The organism is Actinomadura sp. NPDC048394 (assembly GCF_040651755.1).
Classification (GTDB): Bacteria; Actinomycetota; Actinomycetes; order Streptosporangiales; family Streptosporangiaceae; genus Spirillospora; species Spirillospora montaniterrae.
This window is the reverse complement of the sequence record NZ_JBEZJL010000013.1, coordinates 138,726-157,391: the sequence shown is the minus strand read 5'-3', so window position 1 is coordinate 157,391 and position 18,666 is coordinate 138,726. Positions and strand designations below refer to the sequence as shown.

Sequence of the window (18,666 nt, the reverse complement as noted above, 5' to 3'; positions counted from 1 at the left end):
GGGACCGTGACGCTGCGCACCGCCCGCCGCTCGTCGCTCGTCGACCAGGTGATCGAGCAGCTCAGGGCCGAGATCACCGGCGGTTCCTGGCCGGTCGGCGGGAAGATCCCGCCGGAGCCGGTGCTGTCGGAGACCCTCGGCGTCGGCCGCAACACCGTCCGCGAGGCCGTCCGGGCCCTCACCCATGCGGGGCTGCTCGACAGCCGCCAGGGCGACGGCACCTACGTGCGCGCCACCAGCGAGCTGTCCAGTGCCGTCCGGCGGCGCCTGGAGACTGCCGAGCTCGTCGAGATCCTGGAGGTGCGGCGGGGCCTGGAGGTCGAGGCCGCCCGGCTCGCCGCCGCGCGCCGCACCGACGCCGACGTCGCCGCCATCACCGACGCGCTCGGCCGCCGGGACGCGGCCTGGGCCGCGGGCGAGCACGCCGCGTTCGTCGAGGCCGACCTGGCGTTCCACACCGCGGTCGTGGAAGCCACCCACAACCAGGTCCTCACCGACCTGTACCGCGACTTCAGCACCGCGCTGCGGGCCAGCATCGGCGCGGCGGGCACCCTCCTCGAGCACGCGGACGTCCCGCACGGCCCCATCGCCGCGGCGGTGGAGGAGGGCGACGCGGCGGCCGCCGCCGCGGCCACCCACGCCTGCCTGGACCAGATCCTCGCCTCCACGGGCCCGTGGAAAGCGGCCCCCGGCGCCCCGGCGGCTCCGGCGGCTCCGGCGGCTCCGGTGGCTCCGGCGGCCCCGGAGGAGCGCGAGCCGTAGCGGCGGCGCGCGTCCGGCATCACGCGGTTCCCCGCGTTCCCATCAACGATCACCGGCGTGACCTGGCATCGAGCCGGCACGCCGCCCCCCCATCCGGTTCGACGCGCCCGCGGGCGCATGACGAAGGCGACATGAACACCTCGGCAACGACCCCCGTCCCCCGTGCCCTGACCGCCTGGTCGCTCGCCGGCCTGGTGCTGCTGACGATCAACCTGCGGGCCGCCATCACCGGGATCTCCCCGTTGCTCGGCGACCTGCGGGACGCGTTCGGCCTGTCCGGGGTCGAGGCCGGCGTCCTCACCACGCTGCCCGTCCTCTGCCTGGGCGTCTTCGCGTCCCTGGCGCCCGTCGCCGCGCGCCGGCTCGGCACCGAGACCGCCATCGCGGGCTCCCTCCTCCTGATCACGGCGGGGATCCTGCTGCGGGTCGTCGCGGCGCCGCTGCCGCTGTTCGTTGGAACGGTCCTGGCGGGCGCGGGGATCGCGATGGGGAACGTCCTCATGCCCGCGGTCATCAAGCGCGCGTTCCCGCGCCGCGTCGGGTCCCTCACCGGCCTCGCGATGATGCTGATGGCGGCCAGCGGCGCCATCGCCGCAGGCCTCGCCGTCCCGCTGAGCGACGCGGGCGGCTGGCGCCTCGCCCTCGCCGTCTGGGCCGTCCCGTCGCTGGTCGCGGCGCTCGCCTGGGGGCCGCTCGCGCTCCGCGGCTGCCGCTCCCCCGAGCCCGCGGCGCCGGCCGCCGCTCCGGCGCCTGCCGAGGGGTCGCTGCTGCGCTCGCCCGTCGCGTGGTACGTCGCGGTGTTCATGGGCCTGGCGTCGCTGATGTTCTACGTGCTGATGTCCTGGCTGCCGGAGATCATGCAGGACGCCGGGTTCGCCCCCGCCACCGCCGGGATGATGGTCTCCACGATGATGATCGTCGGCATCCCGCTCGGGTTCCTCGTGCCCGTCCTCGCCGCGCGGCTCCGCGACCAGCGCGCCGTCGTCGCCGGCGTCGTGCTCACCATGGTCGTCGGGATCGGCGGGCTGATCGTCGCGCCCGCCGCCGGCTGGGCGTGGACGGTCGTGCTCGGCATCGGCACCGGCAGCGCGTTCCCGCTCGCCTACACCCTGCTCAGCCTGCGCTCGCCGAGCCCGTCCGTCGCGGCGCGGCTGTCGGGGATGGCGCAGACCGGCGGCTACCTGCTCGCCGGGTTCGGGCCGCTCGCCATGGGGGTCCTGCACAGCGCGACGGGCGGCTGGCACGTGTCGCTGACGCTGCTGCTCGTGCTGGTGGCGCCGGAACTGGTCTTCGGGATGCTCGCCGCCCGGCCCGGGTTCGTCCGCCCGGCGGCGGCACGGCCCGGACGGCTGGACGGGCGCCTCGTCGAGCCCAAGGGCCTGCCCGCCGCCGAACCCGCCCGCACCCGCTAAGGGACCGGCTCAGCCGGTCATGTCGACGGCGTCCAGGTCCAGGACGCGGGCGTGCAGGACGAGCCGCTGGTGCAGCGCCGCGCGGAGCGCCCGGTGCAGGCCGTCCTCCAGGTAGAGCTCGCCCTTCCACTGGACGACGTGGGGGAACAGGTCGCCGTAGAACGTCGAGTCCTTGGCCAGCAGCGACTGCAGGTCCAGCTCCCGCTTGGTGCTCACGAGCTGGTCGAGGCGGACCTGGCGAGGGGGGATCTTGGCCCAGTCCCGGGACGACAGTCCGTGCTCGGGATAGGGCCTTCCCTCGCCCACCGCCTTGAAGATCACGCCCCGAGTCTACGTGCCCCGACTGGCCCGGTCACCGCATTCCACCGATTGGTAAACCACTTACACCGCAGCTCAGAGGCCCCGTGAGTAACTGCCGTCACGCGGGTCCGGCGGCCCCCGGAAGGGGTGCGGACGGCCCCCGGCGGGCGCCGTTCCCGAGCGACAGCCAGGTGGTCGCCGCGTCCACCCGTCCGTGCACGCCGAGCTTCGGGTAGGCGTGCTCGAGATGCTTCTCGACCGTCCGCGGGCTGATCGCCAGCCGCCGCGCGATCTGCCGGTCGGTGAGCCCCCGGGCCAGCAGGTCGAGGACCGCGGCCTCGCGGCGCGTCACCCGTTCCCGCGCGGGCGGAGCGAGGCGCCGCATCGCCCGCGCGAGACGCGGCCGCAGCAGCTCGGCGACGGCCCGGTCGGCGTCGCCGAAGTCCCCGCGCCGCCGGTTGACCGCCAGGCACACGCTGCGCGGCTCGTCCCCCGACCACCCGGCCGGGAACGACATCGCGAGCTGGTGCTCGGCGCCGAGCGGGCCGTATACGTCCGCGTAGGCGGCGAGCGCGTGGTACTCGGCCCGCGACTGCAGGTCGGAGCGGAGGACGGGCGTGCCGGGCCCCGTCGTCGTGTGGGCGACCAGCGGATCGGCGGCCTTGTCCCGCGCGAACGCTGCCAGCGCGTCCCGGCTCAGCAGCCCGGCCGGGACTGTGAGCGGCCCTCCGGCGCCGTCCGGGCGCACGGACCACACGATGCTGTCGCCCGGCAGCACGTCGAGGAGCATCGGCAGCAGCGCCGGGAGCAGCGTCCGCTCGTCGTCGGCGTCGATCAGGAGGTCGGCGACCGCGAGCGTCCGTCGCAGCCCGGCCTCCCCGCAGCCGGTCATCTCTCCACTGTAAATTCCCTGGTCAGACGGGCACAAGGCGGCGACGCCGGGCCGCCCGTGCGCGACGATGCCGGGCCCGCCGGGCAGGGGCGCATACGGGATTTCCCGTATTCGTCCGCGAGCTTCCGCCGACCGACACTGGCAGGGAGGGGAGGAACCGACATGCGCAAGGTCGCCGACTGCAGGGACTACCCGAGCGAGATGAACTGCACCCTCACCATCGCCGGTGAGGAGCAAGAGGTGGTGCGGGCGGCCGCCGAGCACGCGGCGTCCGTCCACGGGCACACCGACAGCCCCGAACTCCGCGAGGAGATCCGCAAGGGGCTGAAGGACGAGGTGCCGCAGCACGCCTGATCACACGCCGCCCGGCCTGGCCTGGACGGATCCGTCGTCCAGCGCCGCGCCGGGCGCGCTGCTTTCAGCGGCCCGCCGGGCGCCGCCCTCGACGGCCGCCCAGCGTTGGTGTCGGTGGTCTGTCAGCGGAGCTTGGTTTTCGGTGGTCCGTCAGCCGAGCTTGGTTTCGGTGGTCTGTCAGCGGAGCTTGATCGCGCCGCCGTCGGCCATGACCGTCTGCCCCGTCATGTACTGCGCGTCGTCGCTCGCGAGGAACGCGACGATCGGCGCGACGTCCCGCCCTGGATCCCCGAACCGGCCCAGCGGCACCTTCGCCGCGGACTGCGCGTACTGCTCCGGCCGCGCCTCCGCCCACTGCACCACGCCGGGCGTCATCGCCATCGGGCAGACCACGTTCACCCGGATGCCGTACGCCGCCCACTCGTTCGCCGCGACCCGGCTCAGCCCGCGGATCGCCTCCTTCGCCGCCGCGTAGGACGCCTGGTTCGGCTGCCCGTCCAGCCCGGCCCCGGACCCGAAGTTGACGATCGACGCCCCGCCGGCCTTCTTCAGCTCCGGCAGCGCCGCCAGCATGAAGTTCCGCGTCGCGTAGAGACCGGTGTCCATCGCGAGCCGCCAGTCGTCGTCCGTCTGCTCCTCGATGGGCTTCTGCCGCGACGCGCTCGCGTTGTTGATCAGCGTGTCGAGCGCACCGAACCGCTCCACGGCCGCGGCGACGGCGGCGTCCGCAACGGCCCGGTCCGAGACGTCCCCCTGCCGGAACACGACCGCGTCGCCCAGCTCCCGCGCGAGCGCCTCACCCGCGTCCCGCTGCAGGTCCACCGCGACGACCCGGGCGCCGCGCTCGACGAACAGCCGCGTCACCGCCCCGCCGATCCCCGACGCGCCGCCGGTGACGATCGCCACCTTGCCCCGCAGGTTCCCGTTCCCCATGATCAGCCCCCGCTCCCTACCCGGTCGTACGCCGGCGTTCCCCCACAGCTACCAGGCACGATGAGGCCCCCGGCCGCGGATTCCGACTCAGTGAGACCTCGACGACCGGCGTCCGCCGGCCCCCGGAAACGGCGAAGGTCCCGGCCGCTGTGCGGTCGGGACCTTCGTTCGGCTCACGCCGGTGGCGGAGGATGCGAGATTCGAACTCGCGAGCGCTTGCACGCAACACGCTTTCCAAGCGTGCGCCCTAGGCCACTAGGCGAATCCTCCGCGGGAAAGCTTACCGGCTCTCCGGCAGTGACCTGACATCAATTACGGCGGAGACCGGGATCGGCCCGTACACGTGCGGGAAGACCTCGTCACCGACCCGCTCGCGGCGGACCGGCGCGTCCAGCCGCGCCACGTCGATGACCAGCAGCACCAGGTCCGAGCGGGGGACGGCGCCGTAGAAGCGGCCGAGCACCCCGTCCACCTGGCCCATGTCCGACGAGCAGTGGACGAAGCCCTCCTCGTCGAGCGTCCGGCCGAGCGTCGACATCGTGTACGACACACCCGAGTCCCGCGCGGATTCCCAATGGCGGCGTTCGGCGATGTGCAGGAGCGTCTGCTGCGTGGCGTCGGTCATGGGCGGGAGAGTACGCGGCAACCGTGCCGACCCCGGCCGCCGATGCCATAGACTCTGTGCAGACCCCTCGCACGGCGTCACCCTGTGAACCTCCCCAGGGCCGGAAGGCAGCAAGGATAAGCAGGCTCTGGCGGGTGTGCGGGGGGTCCCTTGCTTTGACCGCGACACCGCGCCTGTGACGCTCTGCTTCTCGAGGGAGGGCGGACCCCCGATGAGTCTGGCTCTGTACCGCAAGTACCGGCCAGCGACCTTCGCCGAGCTGAAGGGGCAGGAGCACGTCGCCGAGCCCCTCCAGCAAGCGCTGCGCAACGGCCGGATCAACCACGCCTACCTGTTCAGCGGCCCGCGGGGCTGCGGGAAGACCTCCAGCGCCCGCATCCTCGCCCGCTCCCTGAACTGCGAGCAGGGGCCGACGCCCGACCCGTGCGGCAAATGCGACTCGTGCGTCGCGCTCGGCCCGTCCGGCACCGGCCACATCGACGTGATCGAGATCGACGCCGCCTCGCACGGCGGCGTCGACGACGCCCGCGACCTGCGCGAACGCGCGTTCTTCGCGCCCGTGTCGGCGCGCTTCAAGGTGTACATCATCGACGAGGCGCACATGGTCACCCGCGAGGGCTTCAACGCGCTGCTGAAGCTCGTCGAGGAACCGCCGCCGCACCTGAAGTTCGTGTTCGCGACCACGGAGCCGGAGAAGGTCATCGGGACGATCCGGTCCCGCACGCACCACTACCCGTTCCGGCTGATCCCGCCGGGCGTGCTGACCGAGCTCGTCGAGGAGATCCTGAAGTCGGAGGACGTCCCGTACGAGGCGTCCGCGCTGCCGCTCGCGGTGCGGGCCGGCGCCGGGTCCGCCCGCGACACCCTGTCGATCCTCGACCAGCTCCTCGCCGGGTCGGACGAGCAGGGCATCACCTACGCGCGGGCCGTGTCGCTGCTCGGCTACACCGACTCCACGCTGCTGGACGAGGTCATCGCCGCGTTCGCCGCCCGCGACGGCGCCGCCGTGTTCGCCGCGATCGACCGGGTGATCGAGAGCGGCCAGGAACCCCGCCGGTTCACCGCGGACCTGCTGGAACGCGTCCGCGACCTGGTGATCCTGTCGAACGTCCCGGAGGCGGGCGGCTCCGGGCTGCTGAACGTCCCGCCGGACGAGCTGGAGCAGATGCGGCGGCAGGCGTCGTCGATGGGGCCCGGGGAGCTGACGCGGGCCGCGGACCTGCTGCACACCGGGCTCACGGAGATGCGCGGCGCGACGTCGCCGCGGCTGCTGCTGGAGCTGATCTGCGCCCGGATCCTGCTGCCCGCCGCGTACGAGGACGAGGCGTCCATGTTCGCCCGCCTCGACCGTCTCGAACGCCAGGCCGCGCAGGGCGGCTTCGGCGGCGGGGGCGGCGCGCCAGGTGACGGCCTGGCACAGGCTTTCGCTCCCCTCGCCGCTTCGGCTCCTGCTTCTGCTCCTGTGGAGCGTTCGGCCTCGGCGCCTACTCCGGCGGCGGCGGAGCCTGCGGCGCGCCCGGCGGAACCAGCCGCCCGTCCTGCGGGTGGCGGTCCTGCGGGTGGCGGTCCTGCGGGAGGTGGACCTGCGGGTGGCGGTTCCGCGGGAGGTGGCCCGGCGGGAGGGGCTGCGCCGGGAGGGGGCGCGACGGGGGCGACGGCTTCTGGAGCTGAGGGAAGGCAGCCCCCGCCCGCCCAGGGGGGCGACCCCACTTCCAGTGTCGACCCCGCCCGTAGCGCGGCGGAAGCGGAACGCGGTTCTGTGGATAACAGGCCCTCCGCGAGCGGTGGCGCCGGGCAGGCGTCCGCCCCTGCCAGCGGGCAAGCGGGCACGCCCGCCAGTGGGCAAGGGGCCGCCGGCGGTGGGGTGGACGTGTCCACGGTGCAGCGGTACTGGCCGGACATCATCGAGGCGGTCAAGCAGAAGAGCCGCGCGACCTGGATGGTCATCATGTCCGGGGTGCGGCCGGCGGCGCTGGAAGGACGCGTCCTCACGCTCGCGTTCGACGCCGAGGGGAACCGGCTCGGGTTCGTCAACGGCAACCGCGACGTGATCCTCAGCGAGGTCCTCCGGGAGCGGATGGGCGTCGACTGGCGGATCGAGACGGTGTCCGGCGGTGCGGGCGGCGGACGGGGCCAGGCCGGTCCCGGGCCCAACGCGGGCCCGGGCGGCGGCGGACGGTCCGGTGCCGGCGGCGGACCGGGCGGCGGGTTCGGCTCCAGCGGCGGGTTCGGGTCGGCGCCCTCGGGCGGCTTCGGCTCGTCCTCGACGGGCGGCTCCCCGTCCTCCGGCGGCTTCGGCTCGTCGTCGGCGGCGCCGTCCGGCTTCGGTGGCGGAACGGGCCAGAGCGGGCCGCAGCGGGGCGGGCCGCCTCCGAACGCCGTTCCGCGCCCGGCTCCAGGGGAGAACGGCACCAACGGTGCGAGCAGCGGGAACGCGTTCGGCGCGGGTGGTTCGGCGGCCGGGGATCCGGGGCCGCTGCCACCGCCGCCGGACGAGCCGCCGCCGCCTCCGGAGCCGTCCCCGGTGGACGAGAGCGACGAGGTGGACCCGGAGGGGGACGCCGACGCGGACGGCACCGAGGCGGAGATGAGCGGCATGGCGCTCATCCAGCGGGAGCTCGGCGGTCAGATCATCCGCGAGATCGACAACTCCTGACCGGAGCCAAGAAGACGGTGCTACGGCGCCCCGCCCTGAACGAAAGGCGCCCTGGTCAGTGGGGGATGCCGTCTATCAGGGTGCGGGCGCCCTTGTGCAGTAGGTCGGCGGCCACGCGGGCGCCCAGGTCCTCGCCCTTGTCCGGCGGAGCCGAGTCCTGGGCATGCACGAACTGCGAGCCGTCCTGCGTGAACACCATCCCGCGCAAGGTCAGCCGCCCGTTCCGGTCGATCCGTGCGTTACCGGCGATCGGGCTGTTGCAGTGCCCCTGAAGGCCGTGCAGCATCGCGCGTTCCGCGCTGACGCACCGCCGGGTCTCGTCGTGATCCAGTAGCCGCACCAGGTCCACGACGTCGGCGTCCGCGCGACGGCATTCCACCGCGAGCGCGCCCGATCCCACAGCGGGGAGGATGTCGAGGGTCTCGCCCGGACGGTCGATTCCCAGCCGCGTCAGGCCCGCTCGCGCCAGCACGATGGCGTCGAACTCGCCGGAGTCCAGCCGCTCCAGCCGCGAGTCCACGTTGCCGCGCAGGTACTCCACCTGCAGGTCGGGCCGGAGCCGCAGGAGTTGGGCGCGGCGCCGCACCGCCGAGGTTTCCACGCGCGCCCCCGGCGCGAGATCCGCCATGCATCGGATCTTGTTCGCCGCAGGGAACAGCATCACGTCGGCGACGTCGTCGCGTTCGACGTAGGCGGCGAACACCAGTTCGTCGGGCCGGGGGACGTCGCCGGGCACGTCCTTGAGGCAGTGCACCGCGACATCGGCCCGGCCCGCCAGCAGCGCCCGGTCGATCTCGCGCAGGAACGCGCCCTTGCCGCCCAGTTCGCCCAGGTGCCCGCGGTGCCGGTCGCCGGCGGTCTGGATGCCGACCACCTCGACCGTCGCGTCCGCGAGTTCCCGCAACCGGGCGGCCACGCCCCGGGCCTGCACCATCGCGAGCGATGACGTCCGCGTGCCGAGCCGCAGCACCCGGCCGCCCGAGCGACGGGAGGACGCCGGTTCGACGACGCTGGAGCCGGCGGGAACCGGCTCCGCCGCCCCCGGGCCTCCAGTTGCGGCTTCCGCTTCGCCCTCGCCCGTCATGCCGTCCCCTTCTGCCGGGTCTCAGGATCTCGCGCGCTCTTACGGCGTGCTGTTCCCCTCTTCGAGATTGAACCGTGCCGATCTCGCGGCGCACCGGCGGCCTCCCGGATACGCCCCGACCTCCCTGGGGAAGATCGCGTCCGGTGGCCGGAGGGTTTCCGCGACACCGTCGCGCGGACGCCGTCGGATACCCGTTGACCTGCGATTCCGGCGCTATCCTGCACCCAGAGCGAAAGATCGATTACAGGGCGCGGCGATGCCGCGACACTCCCGAGGGCGGGCGGATGCGGACACTGATCGGCGAACGTCGGCGAGCTGCGGTCGAAGGCACGCGGCCGGCGGTACGGACGACCGGCACGCCCTCGCGTCCCCCGGACTGAACCCCTGTCACCCCCCTTCACGGACACGGCGCCAGCACCGCTCGGTGGGCGCCGGCTTCCGAGTCCCCCCACGCCGACGTCGGCGACCGGACGGGGGGACTCCAGTTCTCCGAAAGGGATGTGCACCACCACATGATCGACAATCTCAAGCGCGGCCTGCTGGTCGCGGCTTCCATCGGCGGGGTCTTCTTCCTGGGGCAGGCCACCGCCCAGGCGGTCGTGGACGGCCACGACGGCCACGGCCATGCGGGCGCCGGCTCGGGCAACCAGAGCGCCGCCGTCAGCGGCAAGACCGGCCACGGCGCCAACGGAGGCGGCGCCGCCAGCCAGAACGCCGCCGGCTCCGGCAAGACCGGGAACTCCGGGAACTCCGGTTCGACGGGCGGGAACACCGCCGGGAACCTGTGCGTCATGTCGGACTGCGTGGCCTACGCCTCGTCCGGGGACTCCGGCAAGACCGGGAAGACGGGCAACAGCGGTAAGGCCTGGAACAAGTCGCACACCAGCGGCGGCAACGGCGGCCGCGGCGGCGACTCCGGCAACGCCGCCGCGAAGGGCGAGTCCGCCGCCGCGGCCTACGCCAAGACGTACGGCGGCTGGAACGGCGGCGGCGACGCCGCTGCCGCCTCCGGCAACAAGTCGCTGTCGCAGAGCGGCGACACCGGTCAGGGCGGCGAGGGCGGCAAGGCCGCCAGCAAGAACACCGCTCTCTCCGGCCAGACCGGTGACTCCGGCGACTCCGGTTCCACCGGCGGCAACAAGGCCTACAACATCTGCGTGATGGGCAAGTGCGGGGCCGTAGCCACGTCCGGCAAGTCCGGCGACACCGGGAAGACCGGAGACTCCGGCGACGCCGGGAACATCTCGAAGACCAGCGGCGGCAACGGCGGCCGCGGCGGTGACTCGGGCGAGGCCGGAGCCGAGGGCCACAGCAAGGCCCAGGCCGAGAACGGCACGGAGAGCGACGGGAAGTCCTCGCAGGAGGAGGGCTACCGGCTCGCGACGGGCGACGGCAACGGCGACGGCGACAGCCACGCCGCCGCCGACTCGGGCGACCACGCCGTAGCCGTGACGGGCGCCACCGGAAACGGCGGCAAGGGCGGCAACGCCAAGAGCGAGAACCTCGCGGTGTCCGGCCAGACCGGCGACTCCGGTGACTCCGGCTCCACCGGCGGCAACACCGCCGCCAACGTCAGCCGTACCAAGCACGGCAAGGGCGACAAGCACGGCAAGGGGGGCAAGCACGCGCTGCTGGTCGCGTACGCCTCGTCCGGCAACTCCGGCAAGACCGGGGACACCGGCGACAGCGGCGACGCCTGGAACAAGTCGCACACCAGCGGCGGCAACGGCGGCCGCGGCGGCGACTCCGGCAACGCCGGCGCCGAAGGCCACAGCGAGGCGGTCGCCGCCATCCGCTGACCCCCGGTCGCATCGGCGACCGGACCTCGGGTGACGCCGCTGCCCGGCCCCGGCTCGAAACGCCGGGCGGGACGGCGGTCCACCCGGACGACCCGACGAACGGCCGAGGCCGCCTCCGCGCGAGGCGGGCCGACGGACCGGGAGGCGCGCGCCATGCGGCGCGCGCCTTCGTCGTTCACGGCCCGGTCGGCGGGCCGGCCCCCCGGCCGGTCAGCGGGGCGGTCAGCGGGGCGGCCAGCGGGGCGGGGAGCCTGGCGGGGAGCCGGGGGCGGCCCGATCGTCCGGGAGATCGACGGCTTCCGGGGGTGGAGTGCGGACATCGGGTGGGCCGCACTTACCGGATCTCGGCGCGACCCCGTAGTCTCGGGGGACGGACGTCCGGTGGTCGGCGCGGTCGCGAGAGAGAAGGCCCTTCCGAGGGGGCCGGAAGAGGGGTGCACCGTGGAACCCGGTGGTCAGTTGAACATGCAGGAACTGCTGCAGCAGGCGCAGGCCATGCAGGAGCAGCTGTTCGCCGCGCAGCGGGAGCTGGCGGAGGCGGAGGTGAAGGGCACCGCGGGCGGCGGGCTCGTCACCGCGACGGTCAACGGCCAGGGCGAGGTCACCGGCATCGCGATCGACCCGAAGGCGATCGACGCCGACGACCCGGCCGACACCGCCGAGACCATCGCCGACCTGGTGCTCGCCGCGATCCGCGACGCGGCCCGGGAGGCGGCCGAGCTGCAGCAGGAGAAGATGGGACCGCTCGCGGCGGGCCTCGGCGGCGGGGGCGGCATCCCCGGCCTCGGCGGCGGCGGAGCGCCGGGCGGCGGGGGAATCCCCGGCGGCTTCCCCGGCCTCGGCGGAGGCCCCGGCGCCTGACCGGCGGCCGGACGGGCGCCGCCGCGCGGACCGGCCGGCGACCGAGACTCTGAGACGAAAGGAGGGGTCCGTTGTACGAAGGGGTGGTCCAGAACCTCATCGACGAGCTGGGCAGGCTGCCCGGCGTCGGCCCCAAGAGCGCGCAGCGGATCGCCTTCCACCTCCTCGCCGCCGATCCGGCCGACGTCGAGCGCCTCGGCAAGGCGCTCAAGGAGGTCAAGGACAAGGTCCGCTTCTGCCGGACGTGCGGGAACGTCGCGGAAGAGGAGGAGTGCCGGATCTGCCGGGACGCCCGCCGCGACCCGTCGGTCATCTGCGTGGTCGAGGAGTCCAAGGACGTCGTCGCCATCGAGAAGACCCGCGAGTTCCGCGGCCGGTACCACGTGCTGGGCGGCGCGATCAGCCCGATCGAGGGCGTGGGCCCGGACGACCTGCGGATCCGGGAGCTGATGCAGCGGCTCGCGGACGGCACGGTCACGGAGCTGATCCTGGCGACCGACCCGAACCTGGAGGGCGAGGCGACGGCGACGTACCTCGCCCGGCTGGTGAAGCCCATGGGCCTCACCGTCACGCGGCTGGCCAGCGGCCTGCCGGTGGGCGGTGACCTGGAGTACGCCGACGAGGTGACCCTGGGACGCGCATTCGAAGGACGGAGGCTGCTCGATGTCTGATGCCAACAGCCCGCAGGACTGGAACGCCCTCGCCGAGCGGGTGGCGTGCCACGTCGACAACTACCTGAACGGCCTGGAGGCCGTGGCGCGCGGCGACGGCGGGACGCACACGGTCCCGCTGCTGCTGCTGGAGGTCTCGCAGGTCATCCTGGCGGGCGCGCAGCTCGGCGCCAGCGCGGACGTGATCCTCCCGGACAACTGGGAGCCGGAGATCGGCGACGACCCCGACCTCGACGCGGTCCGGACGGGCCTCGCGGAGCGGCTCGGGGACCTCGACGAGTACGTCGAGGTGTTCGACCCGTACAAGGACACCGAGCCGACGTCCTACCGGCTGTCGGACGACCTGGTCGACGTCGCCAGCGACCTCGTCCACGGGCTGCGGCACTACAACCAGGACCGTCCGCTCGAGGCGCTGTGGTGGTGGCAGTACTCGTACTTCAACCACTGGGGCAACCACGCGGGCGCGTCGCTGCGCGCGCTGCACGCGTTCGTCGCGAACGACCGTCTCGCCGTGGCGCAGGAGGCCGCCGTCGCCCAGTAGCGGCCCCTGGCCCGGTCCTTGGTGAGGTCAGCCGAACGGCGGCGGGGTCAGGTCGTAGCGGTCGATGAGGCCGGGCAGCCAGTCGGGACGGCCCAGGCTGAGCCCGTAGCGGCCGGCGAGTTCGCCGACCGCGCGGGGGTCGGGCGGGCCGTCGGCGACGAGGTCGGCGAGGTCGAGGAAGAAGTGCTCGAACCCCGCCGGGCTGATGACCTCGATCAGCCGGCCGGGCGTGTCGCCCGCGTTCCACATGGCGTGCATCTCGCCGCGCGGCTTGGAGATGTAGCCGCCCTCGCCGAGGACGACCTCCTCGTCGCCGGACCGGAACCCGATCTCGCCCGCGGTGACGATGGAGAACTCGTCCTCGCGGGTGTGCAGGTGCGGCGGGACGAGGGCCCCGACGGGGAACGGGTGCTCCACGATGGCCATCTGGTCGCCGGTGTCGGCGCCGAAGAGCTTGAACTGGACGCCGATGGGGCCGAGGTCGCCGGTGCGTCCGGCGCCGGGTCGAAGCACGGTCAGTTGCGCGGCCTGCGTGCGGGAGGTCGTTCCGCTGTGCGTCATGGTCCTGCCTCCTGACGGACGCTTCGGTCACTTCCAGTCTGCGAACCGGTGAAATATCAAGTCAAGAAGGCCCTGGCCTGCGGATTCGACGGCACAGCGGGGGAGGGTGTCCTCGGCGGCGCGCCCCCGTAACGCCCCGCCGAGGACCTCTATCCCCCCGGGGCCGCCCGGTCCGGCCAAGGCGGAGGGGCGGCCTCTTCGCGGTTCCCTTTCTAACGGAGCGGCTTCGTGCCGTCCGCCGCGCGGCGGTGCGGGCGTGGCCGCGAGAGCGCGCCCGCGCACCACAGCGCAGGTGCGCATCACAGCGCAGGTGCGCACGGCAGCGCAGGTGCGCACGGCAGCGCAGGTGCGCGCCTGTACAGGCGGAGCGCACGGGAACACCATGGGTGCCATGGATTCACGGCGAAGCGTGAAGCAGAGCCTCCCTTACCCGTATGACCAGGACCTTTCGGCGGTGCTGCGGCGGCTGAACCGGCGCACTCCGGGCAGCCGGAACCGGCTCGCCAACGACCCGGTCACCGCCGCGTATCTGGCCGCGGGGATGCGGCTCATCGAGCGCCATCTGGGGCCGGACGCGGTCCGGACGGCCGTCGACCCGGAGGACGGCGGGTCCTCGATCGAGCGGCCCATGCTCGCCTTCCTGTCGCAGCGGGCGGTGGCGGCGGAGGTCGGCCGCAACCCCGACCCGTTCCCGCAGCTCGGCAGCGTCTCGACGCTGCGGTCCACGTGGGGATGCCATTCCGACTTCATCGCGGACCTGCTGCGGTTCGGGCTGTGGTCGTACCATCCGAACCACTGCGACGCGGCGGAGGCGGCGGACATCCTCGGGCTGCTCCTCGACGGCCCGGACCTCGTCGAGGGGATCCACCGCCTCGGGTTCTGGGACCTGCTGACGCTGGTGGACCGGTCGCGGTTCCGGCTGGAGCTGTTCGCGACCGCCGCGAGCGAGGGCGACGAGGTCGTCCAGAAGGCGCTGGCGGAGAACTACCAGGAGATCCTGGAGCCGTGGAGGGAGATCTGCGGTGAGCTCCTGAGGGCCCGGGGGCTGCGGCTGCGCACCGGCGTCACCATCGACGCGTTCGTGGACATGGTCAGCGCGGTGATGGAGGGCGTGGCGCTGCGGGTCCTCGCCGACCGGGGCGCGGACGTGCTGGACCGGGCGCGGGGGCGGTCGATGGCGGGCACGGCCCTGCTCGCGCTGATCGGCGGGTGCGTCGAGCGCGCCGACCGGTCGGACGGGCTGACGATCGAGGAGTCCGTTGAGGCGATGGTCTACGGCTCGCCGGATCCCGGCCATGACGGGCGCGGCGGCCATGACGGGCGCGGCGGCCATGACGGGCGCGGCGGGCGCGGCGCCGGGGCGGTCCGCGATGGGCTCGTGGTGACGCGCTGAGACCGACCGGATGCCCGGGAACGCCGGGTGCGGGCCGGGAGGCTGCCCTACGGTGACGGTATGGATGATCTTCCCGTTTCGGACGAGGACGCCCTGGTCGTCCCGGACGCGTGGCGGCGGCGGATGTTCCCGCGGCGGGGCGGGCGGCCGGGACCTGCGATCAAGGTGGACCGGGGCGCCGCCGGGGACGTCCGGGAGCGGGTCCGCGCGCTGGAGGGCAAGGCACCGCTCGACGAGCGGGACGATGTGGCCCCGGAACTGGCCGCCGCGGCGAAGGAGCACCTGTCCGGCGCCGTGAATCCGCTGGGTGCGGCCGTGGTCGCGGCGTTGCTGGTCGAGGACGCGGGGTGGGAGCAGGCCGTCGAGAAGCTCGCCGCGGCGCTGGCGGACGCGTGGGTGACCGAGCACGGGCTGCCGTTCGCGGCGTGCGCGTTCGCCGAGTTGAGCGCGCTCGGCTGGGGTTTCCCCGGTGTCCGGGTCGTGCGGCCGGCGGAGGGGCGGCCCGGCAGGTCGGTCGCGGCGACGCCGGCGTGGCGGATCGGCGCGCGGCTGCGGGCGCTGCTGGCCGTCGCCGATGACGGCGAGTACGCGGAGGCGGTGGACGGTCTCGCGCGGCGCCGGCGCACGGCGACGCAGCGGGCGGCGGTGTCGTTCCTGGTGCCGTCGCGGCTCGACTGGGTGGACGAGTGCTGCGCCGCGCCGCCCGACCTGCAGCACGAGGCGGTCTTCCTGTGGATGCTGCATTGCGCGCTGGGGTCGGCGGGCCAGGTGGAGAAGCTGGGCACGTACGGGCTGGCGTTCCCGTTCATGTGGAACCGGTCGTGCCTGGTCACGATGCTGGACGGGGTGGGCGCGGCGGCCGTGCCGCTGTTCGCCGGGGCGTTCGACGCGAACGACTGGGACACCGACCTGCGGAAGCTGATCGTGGAGATGCTCGCGATCGTGCCGGGCGACGAGGCGTTCCAGGCGCTGCTCGACCGCGCGGACCAGAAGCATGTGCGGCCCGCGCTGCTCGCGGCGATGAAGCGGTTCCCCGCGCGGGCGCTGCGGCTGCTGGAACCGGCCGCCGCGGACGCGCCGCACCTCGCCGACCTGCTGGCGGGGCACGTGCGGTCCCATCCCGAGCTCGCGGCGGCGGCCGGTGTGGCGGTCGCGGACGACGGGCGGCTGCCGGACGCTCCGGTGGACGCGCTGCCGGGCCCGCTGGCCGATCCGCCCTGGCTGCGGGACGTCGAGCCGGCGAAGCCCATCGTCGTCGAGGGTCTCGTGGCGCCCGCCGAGCCCGCCATGCGGTGGGAGCCGGGCGAGCAGGAGGAATGGGCGAAGACCGACGAGCGGCACCGGATGCCGGCCGGTGACGACTGGGACGCGCTGGTCGAGGAGTTCCGCAGCGGCCGCGCCTACGGTTACGGGTTCGGTGTCCTCACCTACGGGCCGGTGGAGAAGGTGCGGCCGTGGCTGGCGGGCTGGAAGCCGCAGCTGTGGGAGGCCGAGATGTGGCTGCGGCCGGTCGTGGCCCGGTTCGGGGTGGACGCGCTGCCGGTCGCGCTGCGGGTCGCGGAGAGGGACCCGGCGGGGCTGGCGGATCGCGCGCTGCCGTTCCTGGACGCCGGGCTGGCGCGGTTGATGGCATCGTGCCTGGCCAAGCCGAAGCGGGGCCGCAAGACCGCGCTCGCCTGGTTCGGCCGGCACGGCGTGGACGCGGTGCCGCTGCTCGTCCCGGCCGCGCTGGGCAAGCCCGGCCCGGCGCGGAGAGAGGCCGAGGCCGCACTGCGGCTGGTGGCTGAGCAGCACGGGAATGACGAGGTCATCAAGGCGGCGGCGCGCGCGCACGGCGACGACGTGGCGGACGCCCTGCGAGCGGCCGTCATGGTGGATCCGCTCGAACTCCTGCCGAAACGCATTCCAGTGGTGGGCGAGTGGGCCGTCCCGGAGACGCTGCCGCAGATCAGGCTCCGCGGACGGGACGACGCGCTGCCCGTCGCGGCCGTCCGGCATCTGCTGACGATGCTGGCCATGTCGAAGAACGACGAGGTGTACGCGGGCGTCGGGATCGTCAGGGAGGCGTGCGATCCGGAGTCGCTGGCGGAGTTCGCGTGGGCGCTGTTCGAGCAGTGGCGGCGCAGCGACGCACCGGCCCAGGACGGCTGGGCGCTGGCGCAGCTCGGCTGGCTGGGCGACGACGAGACCGCCCGCAGGCTGACGCCGCTGATCCGCGCGTGGCCCGGGGACGGCGGGCATGCCAAGGCGGTCGCAGGCCTGGACGTGCTCGCGGCCATCGGCACCGATGTGGCGCTTATGCAGCTGCACGGCATCGCGCAGAAAGTGAAGTTCAAGGGGATGAAGGCGCGCGCGCAGGACAAGATCCAGGAGGTCGCCGGCGGGCTGGGCCTGACGGCGGAGCAGCTCGGCGACCGGCTGGTCCCCGACTTCGGGCTGGACGCGGACGGCGGGCTCGTCCTGGACTACGGGCCGCGCCGGTTCGTCGTCGGGTTCGACGAGCAGCTCAGGCCGCAGGTCTCCGACGAGGACGGCACCCGCCGCAAGGCGCTGCCCAAGCCGGGCGCCAAGGACGATCCGGAGCTGGCGCCCGCCGCGTACAAGCGGTTCGCGGCGTTGAAGAAGGACGTGCGGACGGTCGCCGGCGGCCAGATCCGGCGGCTGGAGGCGGCGATGGTGGCGCGGCGCCGCTGGACGGCCGCGGAGTTCCGCCGCCTGTTCGTGGAGCACCCGCTGATCTGGCACATCGCGCGGCGGCTGGTCTGGGTCGCCGAGGACGGGGACGGCGGCGAGGCCGCGGCGTTCCGGGTGGCCGAGGACCGGACGTTCGCCGACGCCGCCGACGACGCGGTGTCCCTGCCGGGGTCGGCGCGCGTCGGCATCCCGCATCCGCTGGAGCTGGGCGGCGCGGTGGAGGCGTGGTCGGTCCTGTTCGCCGATTACGCGATCCTGCAGCCGTTCCCGCAGCTCGGCCGGGAGGTGCACACCCTCACCGAGGGCGAGCGCGCCGCGCGGCGGCTGGCGCGGTTCGAGGACGCCGCCGTCGACCCGGCGGCCGTGCTCGCGCTGGAACGGCGCGGCTGGCGGCGCGGGGAGCCCATGGACGCGGGCATCCGGCACAGCATGTACCGGGAGGTGCCCGGCGGCCTGTACGTGAACGTCCACCTGAACCCCGGGTTGGACGCCGAGATGGCCTTCTCCGGCGGGCAGCGGCTGGAGGTCATCTGGGTGGACGACCGCCCGGAGACCGGCGACTGGTGCGCGCGCGAGGGGCGGCGGCCGATCGGCGACCTGGACCCGGTGACGGCCTCGGAGGTGCTGGCGGAGCTGGCCGCCGCCACGGCCTGACGTCATATCGAGGTTCCGCGAAACGTCCGGGTAGACTGCGAGGGACCATGACGACGAACGCGGATCCCGCCGAGGACGTCTCGGCCGAGCTGCTGGACGTGTTCAAGGCGCTGGCCAACCCGGTGCGGCTCCAGTTGCTGATGTGGCTGCGGGAGCCGGAGCGGCACTTCCCCGTCGAGGAGGCGATCGCGGACCCGGCGGAGGTCGGCGTCTGCGTCAGCCACATCCAGGCCAAGATCGGGCTCGCGCAGTCGACGGTGTCGGCGTACATGGCGGCGCTGGAGCGCGCCGGGCTCGTCCGGTCCACGCGGGTCGGGAAGTGGACGCACTACAAGCGGGACGAGGACCGGATCGCCTGGTTCGTCGCCGTCCTCGGCCGCTCGCTCTGACCTCGCCCCACCCTCCCTCCGTGCCCCCGCGCTTGACTCATATCGAAATTCTGCGATACTTCGAATCATCGAGATGACATCCGGG

Annotated in this window: 17 protein-coding genes, 1 tRNA gene and 1 other RNA gene; 12 read left to right on the top strand and 7 right to left on the bottom strand. The window is 73.9% G+C overall.

Annotated elements, in window-relative coordinates; translation table 11 throughout:
• Positions 1–6: 6 nt before the first annotated feature.
• Positions 7–762, top strand: a complete 756-nt coding sequence (locus AB0C78_RS11770; protein ID WP_360745505.1) for an FCD domain-containing protein — start codon at positions 7–9, stop codon at positions 760–762.
• A 131-nt stretch (positions 763–893) separates the two neighbouring features.
• A complete protein-coding gene (locus tag AB0C78_RS11765; RefSeq protein ID WP_360745502.1) occupies positions 894–2,174 on the top strand; it encodes an MFS transporter in 1,281 nt (426 codons plus the stop codon).
• A 9-nt stretch (positions 2,175–2,183) separates the two neighbouring features.
• On the opposite strand, the gene AB0C78_RS11760 is transcribed toward AB0C78_RS11765, so the two are convergent.
• Together AB0C78_RS11760 and AB0C78_RS11755 are read right to left on the bottom strand one after the other, a co-directional pair.
• On the bottom strand, positions 2,184–2,495 hold the full coding sequence (locus tag AB0C78_RS11760) for a type II toxin-antitoxin system VapB family antitoxin (RefSeq protein WP_151542554.1): 312 nt from the start codon (positions 2,493–2,495) through the stop codon (positions 2,184–2,186).
• A 97-nt stretch (positions 2,496–2,592) separates the two neighbouring features.
• On the bottom strand, positions 2,593–3,366 hold the full coding sequence (locus AB0C78_RS11755) for a helix-turn-helix transcriptional regulator (protein ID WP_360745498.1): 774 nt from the start codon (positions 3,364–3,366) through the stop codon (positions 2,593–2,595).
• A gap of 162 nt (positions 3,367–3,528) precedes the next feature.
• Here AB0C78_RS11755 and AB0C78_RS11750 point away from each other — a divergent pair, with 162 nt between their 5' ends.
• Positions 3,529–3,720 carry a DUF1059 domain-containing protein gene (locus tag AB0C78_RS11750; RefSeq protein ID WP_151542556.1) on the top strand — a complete coding sequence of 64 codons (192 nt, stop codon included), beginning with the start codon at positions 3,529–3,531 and terminating at the stop codon, positions 3,718–3,720.
• 177 nt (positions 3,721–3,897) lie between these two features.
• Here the strand turns inward: AB0C78_RS11750 and AB0C78_RS11745 are convergent, their stop codons facing one another.
• From AB0C78_RS11745 to AB0C78_RS11735, 3 genes are all read right to left on the bottom strand, one after another.
• On the bottom strand, positions 3,898–4,653 hold the full coding sequence (locus tag AB0C78_RS11745; protein ID WP_360745494.1) for an SDR family NAD(P)-dependent oxidoreductase: 756 nt from the start codon (positions 4,651–4,653) through the stop codon (positions 3,898–3,900).
• 182 nt (positions 4,654–4,835) lie between these two features.
• Positions 4,836–4,923 (bottom strand) — tRNA-Ser (locus tag AB0C78_RS11740).
• Between the two features lie 10 nt (positions 4,924–4,933).
• Positions 4,934–5,278 (bottom strand): DUF952 domain-containing protein, encoded by a 345-nt coding sequence (locus tag AB0C78_RS11735; RefSeq protein WP_360745491.1) that lies wholly within the window; start codon positions 5,276–5,278, stop codon positions 4,934–4,936.
• 58 nt (positions 5,279–5,336) lie between these two features.
• On the opposite strand from AB0C78_RS11735, the gene ffs reads away from it, so the two are divergent.
• Together ffs and AB0C78_RS11725 are read left to right on the top strand one after the other, a co-directional pair.
• An RNA gene (gene ffs / locus AB0C78_RS11730) (signal recognition particle sRNA small type) lies at positions 5,337–5,432 on the top strand.
• A 57-nt stretch (positions 5,433–5,489) separates the two neighbouring features.
• Positions 5,490–7,934 (top strand): DNA polymerase III subunit gamma and tau, encoded by a 2,445-nt coding sequence (locus AB0C78_RS11725; protein WP_360745488.1) that lies wholly within the window; start codon positions 5,490–5,492, stop codon positions 7,932–7,934.
• A gap of 55 nt (positions 7,935–7,989) precedes the next feature.
• Here the strand turns inward: AB0C78_RS11725 and hemC are convergent, their stop codons facing one another.
• Complete coding sequence (gene hemC / locus AB0C78_RS11720; protein WP_360745485.1) at positions 7,990–9,018, bottom strand: hydroxymethylbilane synthase; 1,029 nt, start codon at positions 9,016–9,018, stop codon at positions 7,990–7,992.
• Positions 9,019–9,530: 512 nt separating this feature from the next.
• On the opposite strand from hemC, the gene AB0C78_RS11715 reads away from it, so the two are divergent.
• The 4 genes from AB0C78_RS11715 to AB0C78_RS11700 all read left to right on the top strand — a co-directional run bounded on the left by AB0C78_RS11715 (position 9,531) and on the right by AB0C78_RS11700 (position 12,890).
• The gene (locus AB0C78_RS11715; protein ID WP_360745482.1) at positions 9,531–10,817 is read left to right on the top strand and encodes a hypothetical protein; all 1,287 of its coding nucleotides are present in this window, start codon (positions 9,531–9,533) and stop codon (positions 10,815–10,817) included.
• Between the two features lie 441 nt (positions 10,818–11,258).
• Positions 11,259–11,678, top strand: a complete 420-nt coding sequence (locus AB0C78_RS11710; RefSeq protein ID WP_151542561.1) for a YbaB/EbfC family nucleoid-associated protein — start codon at positions 11,259–11,261, stop codon at positions 11,676–11,678.
• 71 nt (positions 11,679–11,749) lie between these two features.
• Positions 11,750–12,349 (top strand): recombination mediator RecR, encoded by a 600-nt coding sequence (recR, locus tag AB0C78_RS11705; protein WP_151542562.1) that lies wholly within the window; start codon positions 11,750–11,752, stop codon positions 12,347–12,349.
• Positions 12,342–12,890 (top strand): DUF5063 domain-containing protein, encoded by a 549-nt coding sequence (locus tag AB0C78_RS11700; RefSeq protein WP_151542563.1) that lies wholly within the window; start codon positions 12,342–12,344, stop codon positions 12,888–12,890. The genes recR and AB0C78_RS11700 overlap by 8 nt, the downstream gene beginning before the upstream one ends.
• 27 nt (positions 12,891–12,917) lie before the next feature.
• On the opposite strand, the gene AB0C78_RS11695 is transcribed toward AB0C78_RS11700, so the two are convergent.
• Complete coding sequence (locus tag AB0C78_RS11695; RefSeq protein WP_360745477.1) at positions 12,918–13,451, bottom strand: cupin domain-containing protein; 534 nt, start codon at positions 13,449–13,451, stop codon at positions 12,918–12,920.
• Positions 13,452–13,842: 391 nt separating this feature from the next.
• On the opposite strand from AB0C78_RS11695, the gene AB0C78_RS11690 reads away from it, so the two are divergent.
• From AB0C78_RS11690 to AB0C78_RS11680, 3 genes are read left to right on the top strand one after another with little or no spacing between them, the layout of a single operon-like run.
• Positions 13,843–14,844, top strand: coding sequence for a hypothetical protein (locus tag AB0C78_RS11690; RefSeq protein ID WP_360745474.1), 1,002 nt, complete (start codon positions 13,843–13,845; stop codon positions 14,842–14,844).
• Positions 14,845–14,904: 60 nt separating this feature from the next.
• Entirely contained in the window at positions 14,905–18,192 is a 3,288-nt protein-coding gene (locus tag AB0C78_RS11685; protein WP_360745471.1) for a DUF4132 domain-containing protein, read from the top strand.
• Between the two features lie 47 nt (positions 18,193–18,239).
• On the top strand, positions 18,240–18,581 hold the full coding sequence (locus tag AB0C78_RS11680; protein WP_360745468.1) for a metalloregulator ArsR/SmtB family transcription factor: 342 nt from the start codon (positions 18,240–18,242) through the stop codon (positions 18,579–18,581).
• Positions 18,582–18,666: the final 85 nt, after the last annotated feature.

Excerpts from the sequence above, each read along its gene's own strand:
- AB0C78_RS11765 (WP_360745502.1), top strand. The coding sequence starts at position 894 with ATGAACACCTCGGCAACGACCCCCGTCCCCCGTGCCCTGACCGCCTGG.
- AB0C78_RS11755 (WP_360745498.1), bottom strand. The coding sequence starts at position 3,366 with ATGACCGGCTGCGGGGAGGCCGGGCTGCGACGGACGCTCGCGGTCGCC.
- AB0C78_RS11750 (WP_151542556.1), top strand. The coding sequence starts at position 3,529 with ATGCGCAAGGTCGCCGACTGCAGGGACTACCCGAGCGAGATGAACTGC.
- AB0C78_RS11745 (WP_360745494.1), bottom strand. The coding sequence starts at position 4,653 with ATGGGGAACGGGAACCTGCGGGGCAAGGTGGCGATCGTCACCGGCGGC.
- AB0C78_RS11735 (WP_360745491.1), bottom strand. The coding sequence starts at position 5,278 with ATGACCGACGCCACGCAGCAGACGCTCCTGCACATCGCCGAACGCCGC.
- AB0C78_RS11725 (WP_360745488.1), top strand. The coding sequence starts at position 5,490 with ATGAGTCTGGCTCTGTACCGCAAGTACCGGCCAGCGACCTTCGCCGAG.
- hemC (WP_360745485.1), bottom strand. The coding sequence starts at position 9,018 with ATGACGGGCGAGGGCGAAGCGGAAGCCGCAACTGGAGGCCCGGGGGCG.
- AB0C78_RS11715 (WP_360745482.1), top strand. The coding sequence starts at position 9,531 with ATGATCGACAATCTCAAGCGCGGCCTGCTGGTCGCGGCTTCCATCGGC.
- AB0C78_RS11700 (WP_151542563.1), top strand. The coding sequence starts at position 12,342 with ATGTCTGATGCCAACAGCCCGCAGGACTGGAACGCCCTCGCCGAGCGG.
- AB0C78_RS11695 (WP_360745477.1), bottom strand. The coding sequence starts at position 13,451 with ATGACGCACAGCGGAACGACCTCCCGCACGCAGGCCGCGCAACTGACC.
- AB0C78_RS11690 (WP_360745474.1), top strand. The coding sequence starts at position 13,843 with ATGGATTCACGGCGAAGCGTGAAGCAGAGCCTCCCTTACCCGTATGAC.
- AB0C78_RS11685 (WP_360745471.1), top strand. The coding sequence starts at position 14,905 with ATGGATGATCTTCCCGTTTCGGACGAGGACGCCCTGGTCGTCCCGGAC.
- AB0C78_RS11680 (WP_360745468.1), top strand. The coding sequence starts at position 18,240 with ATGACGACGAACGCGGATCCCGCCGAGGACGTCTCGGCCGAGCTGCTG.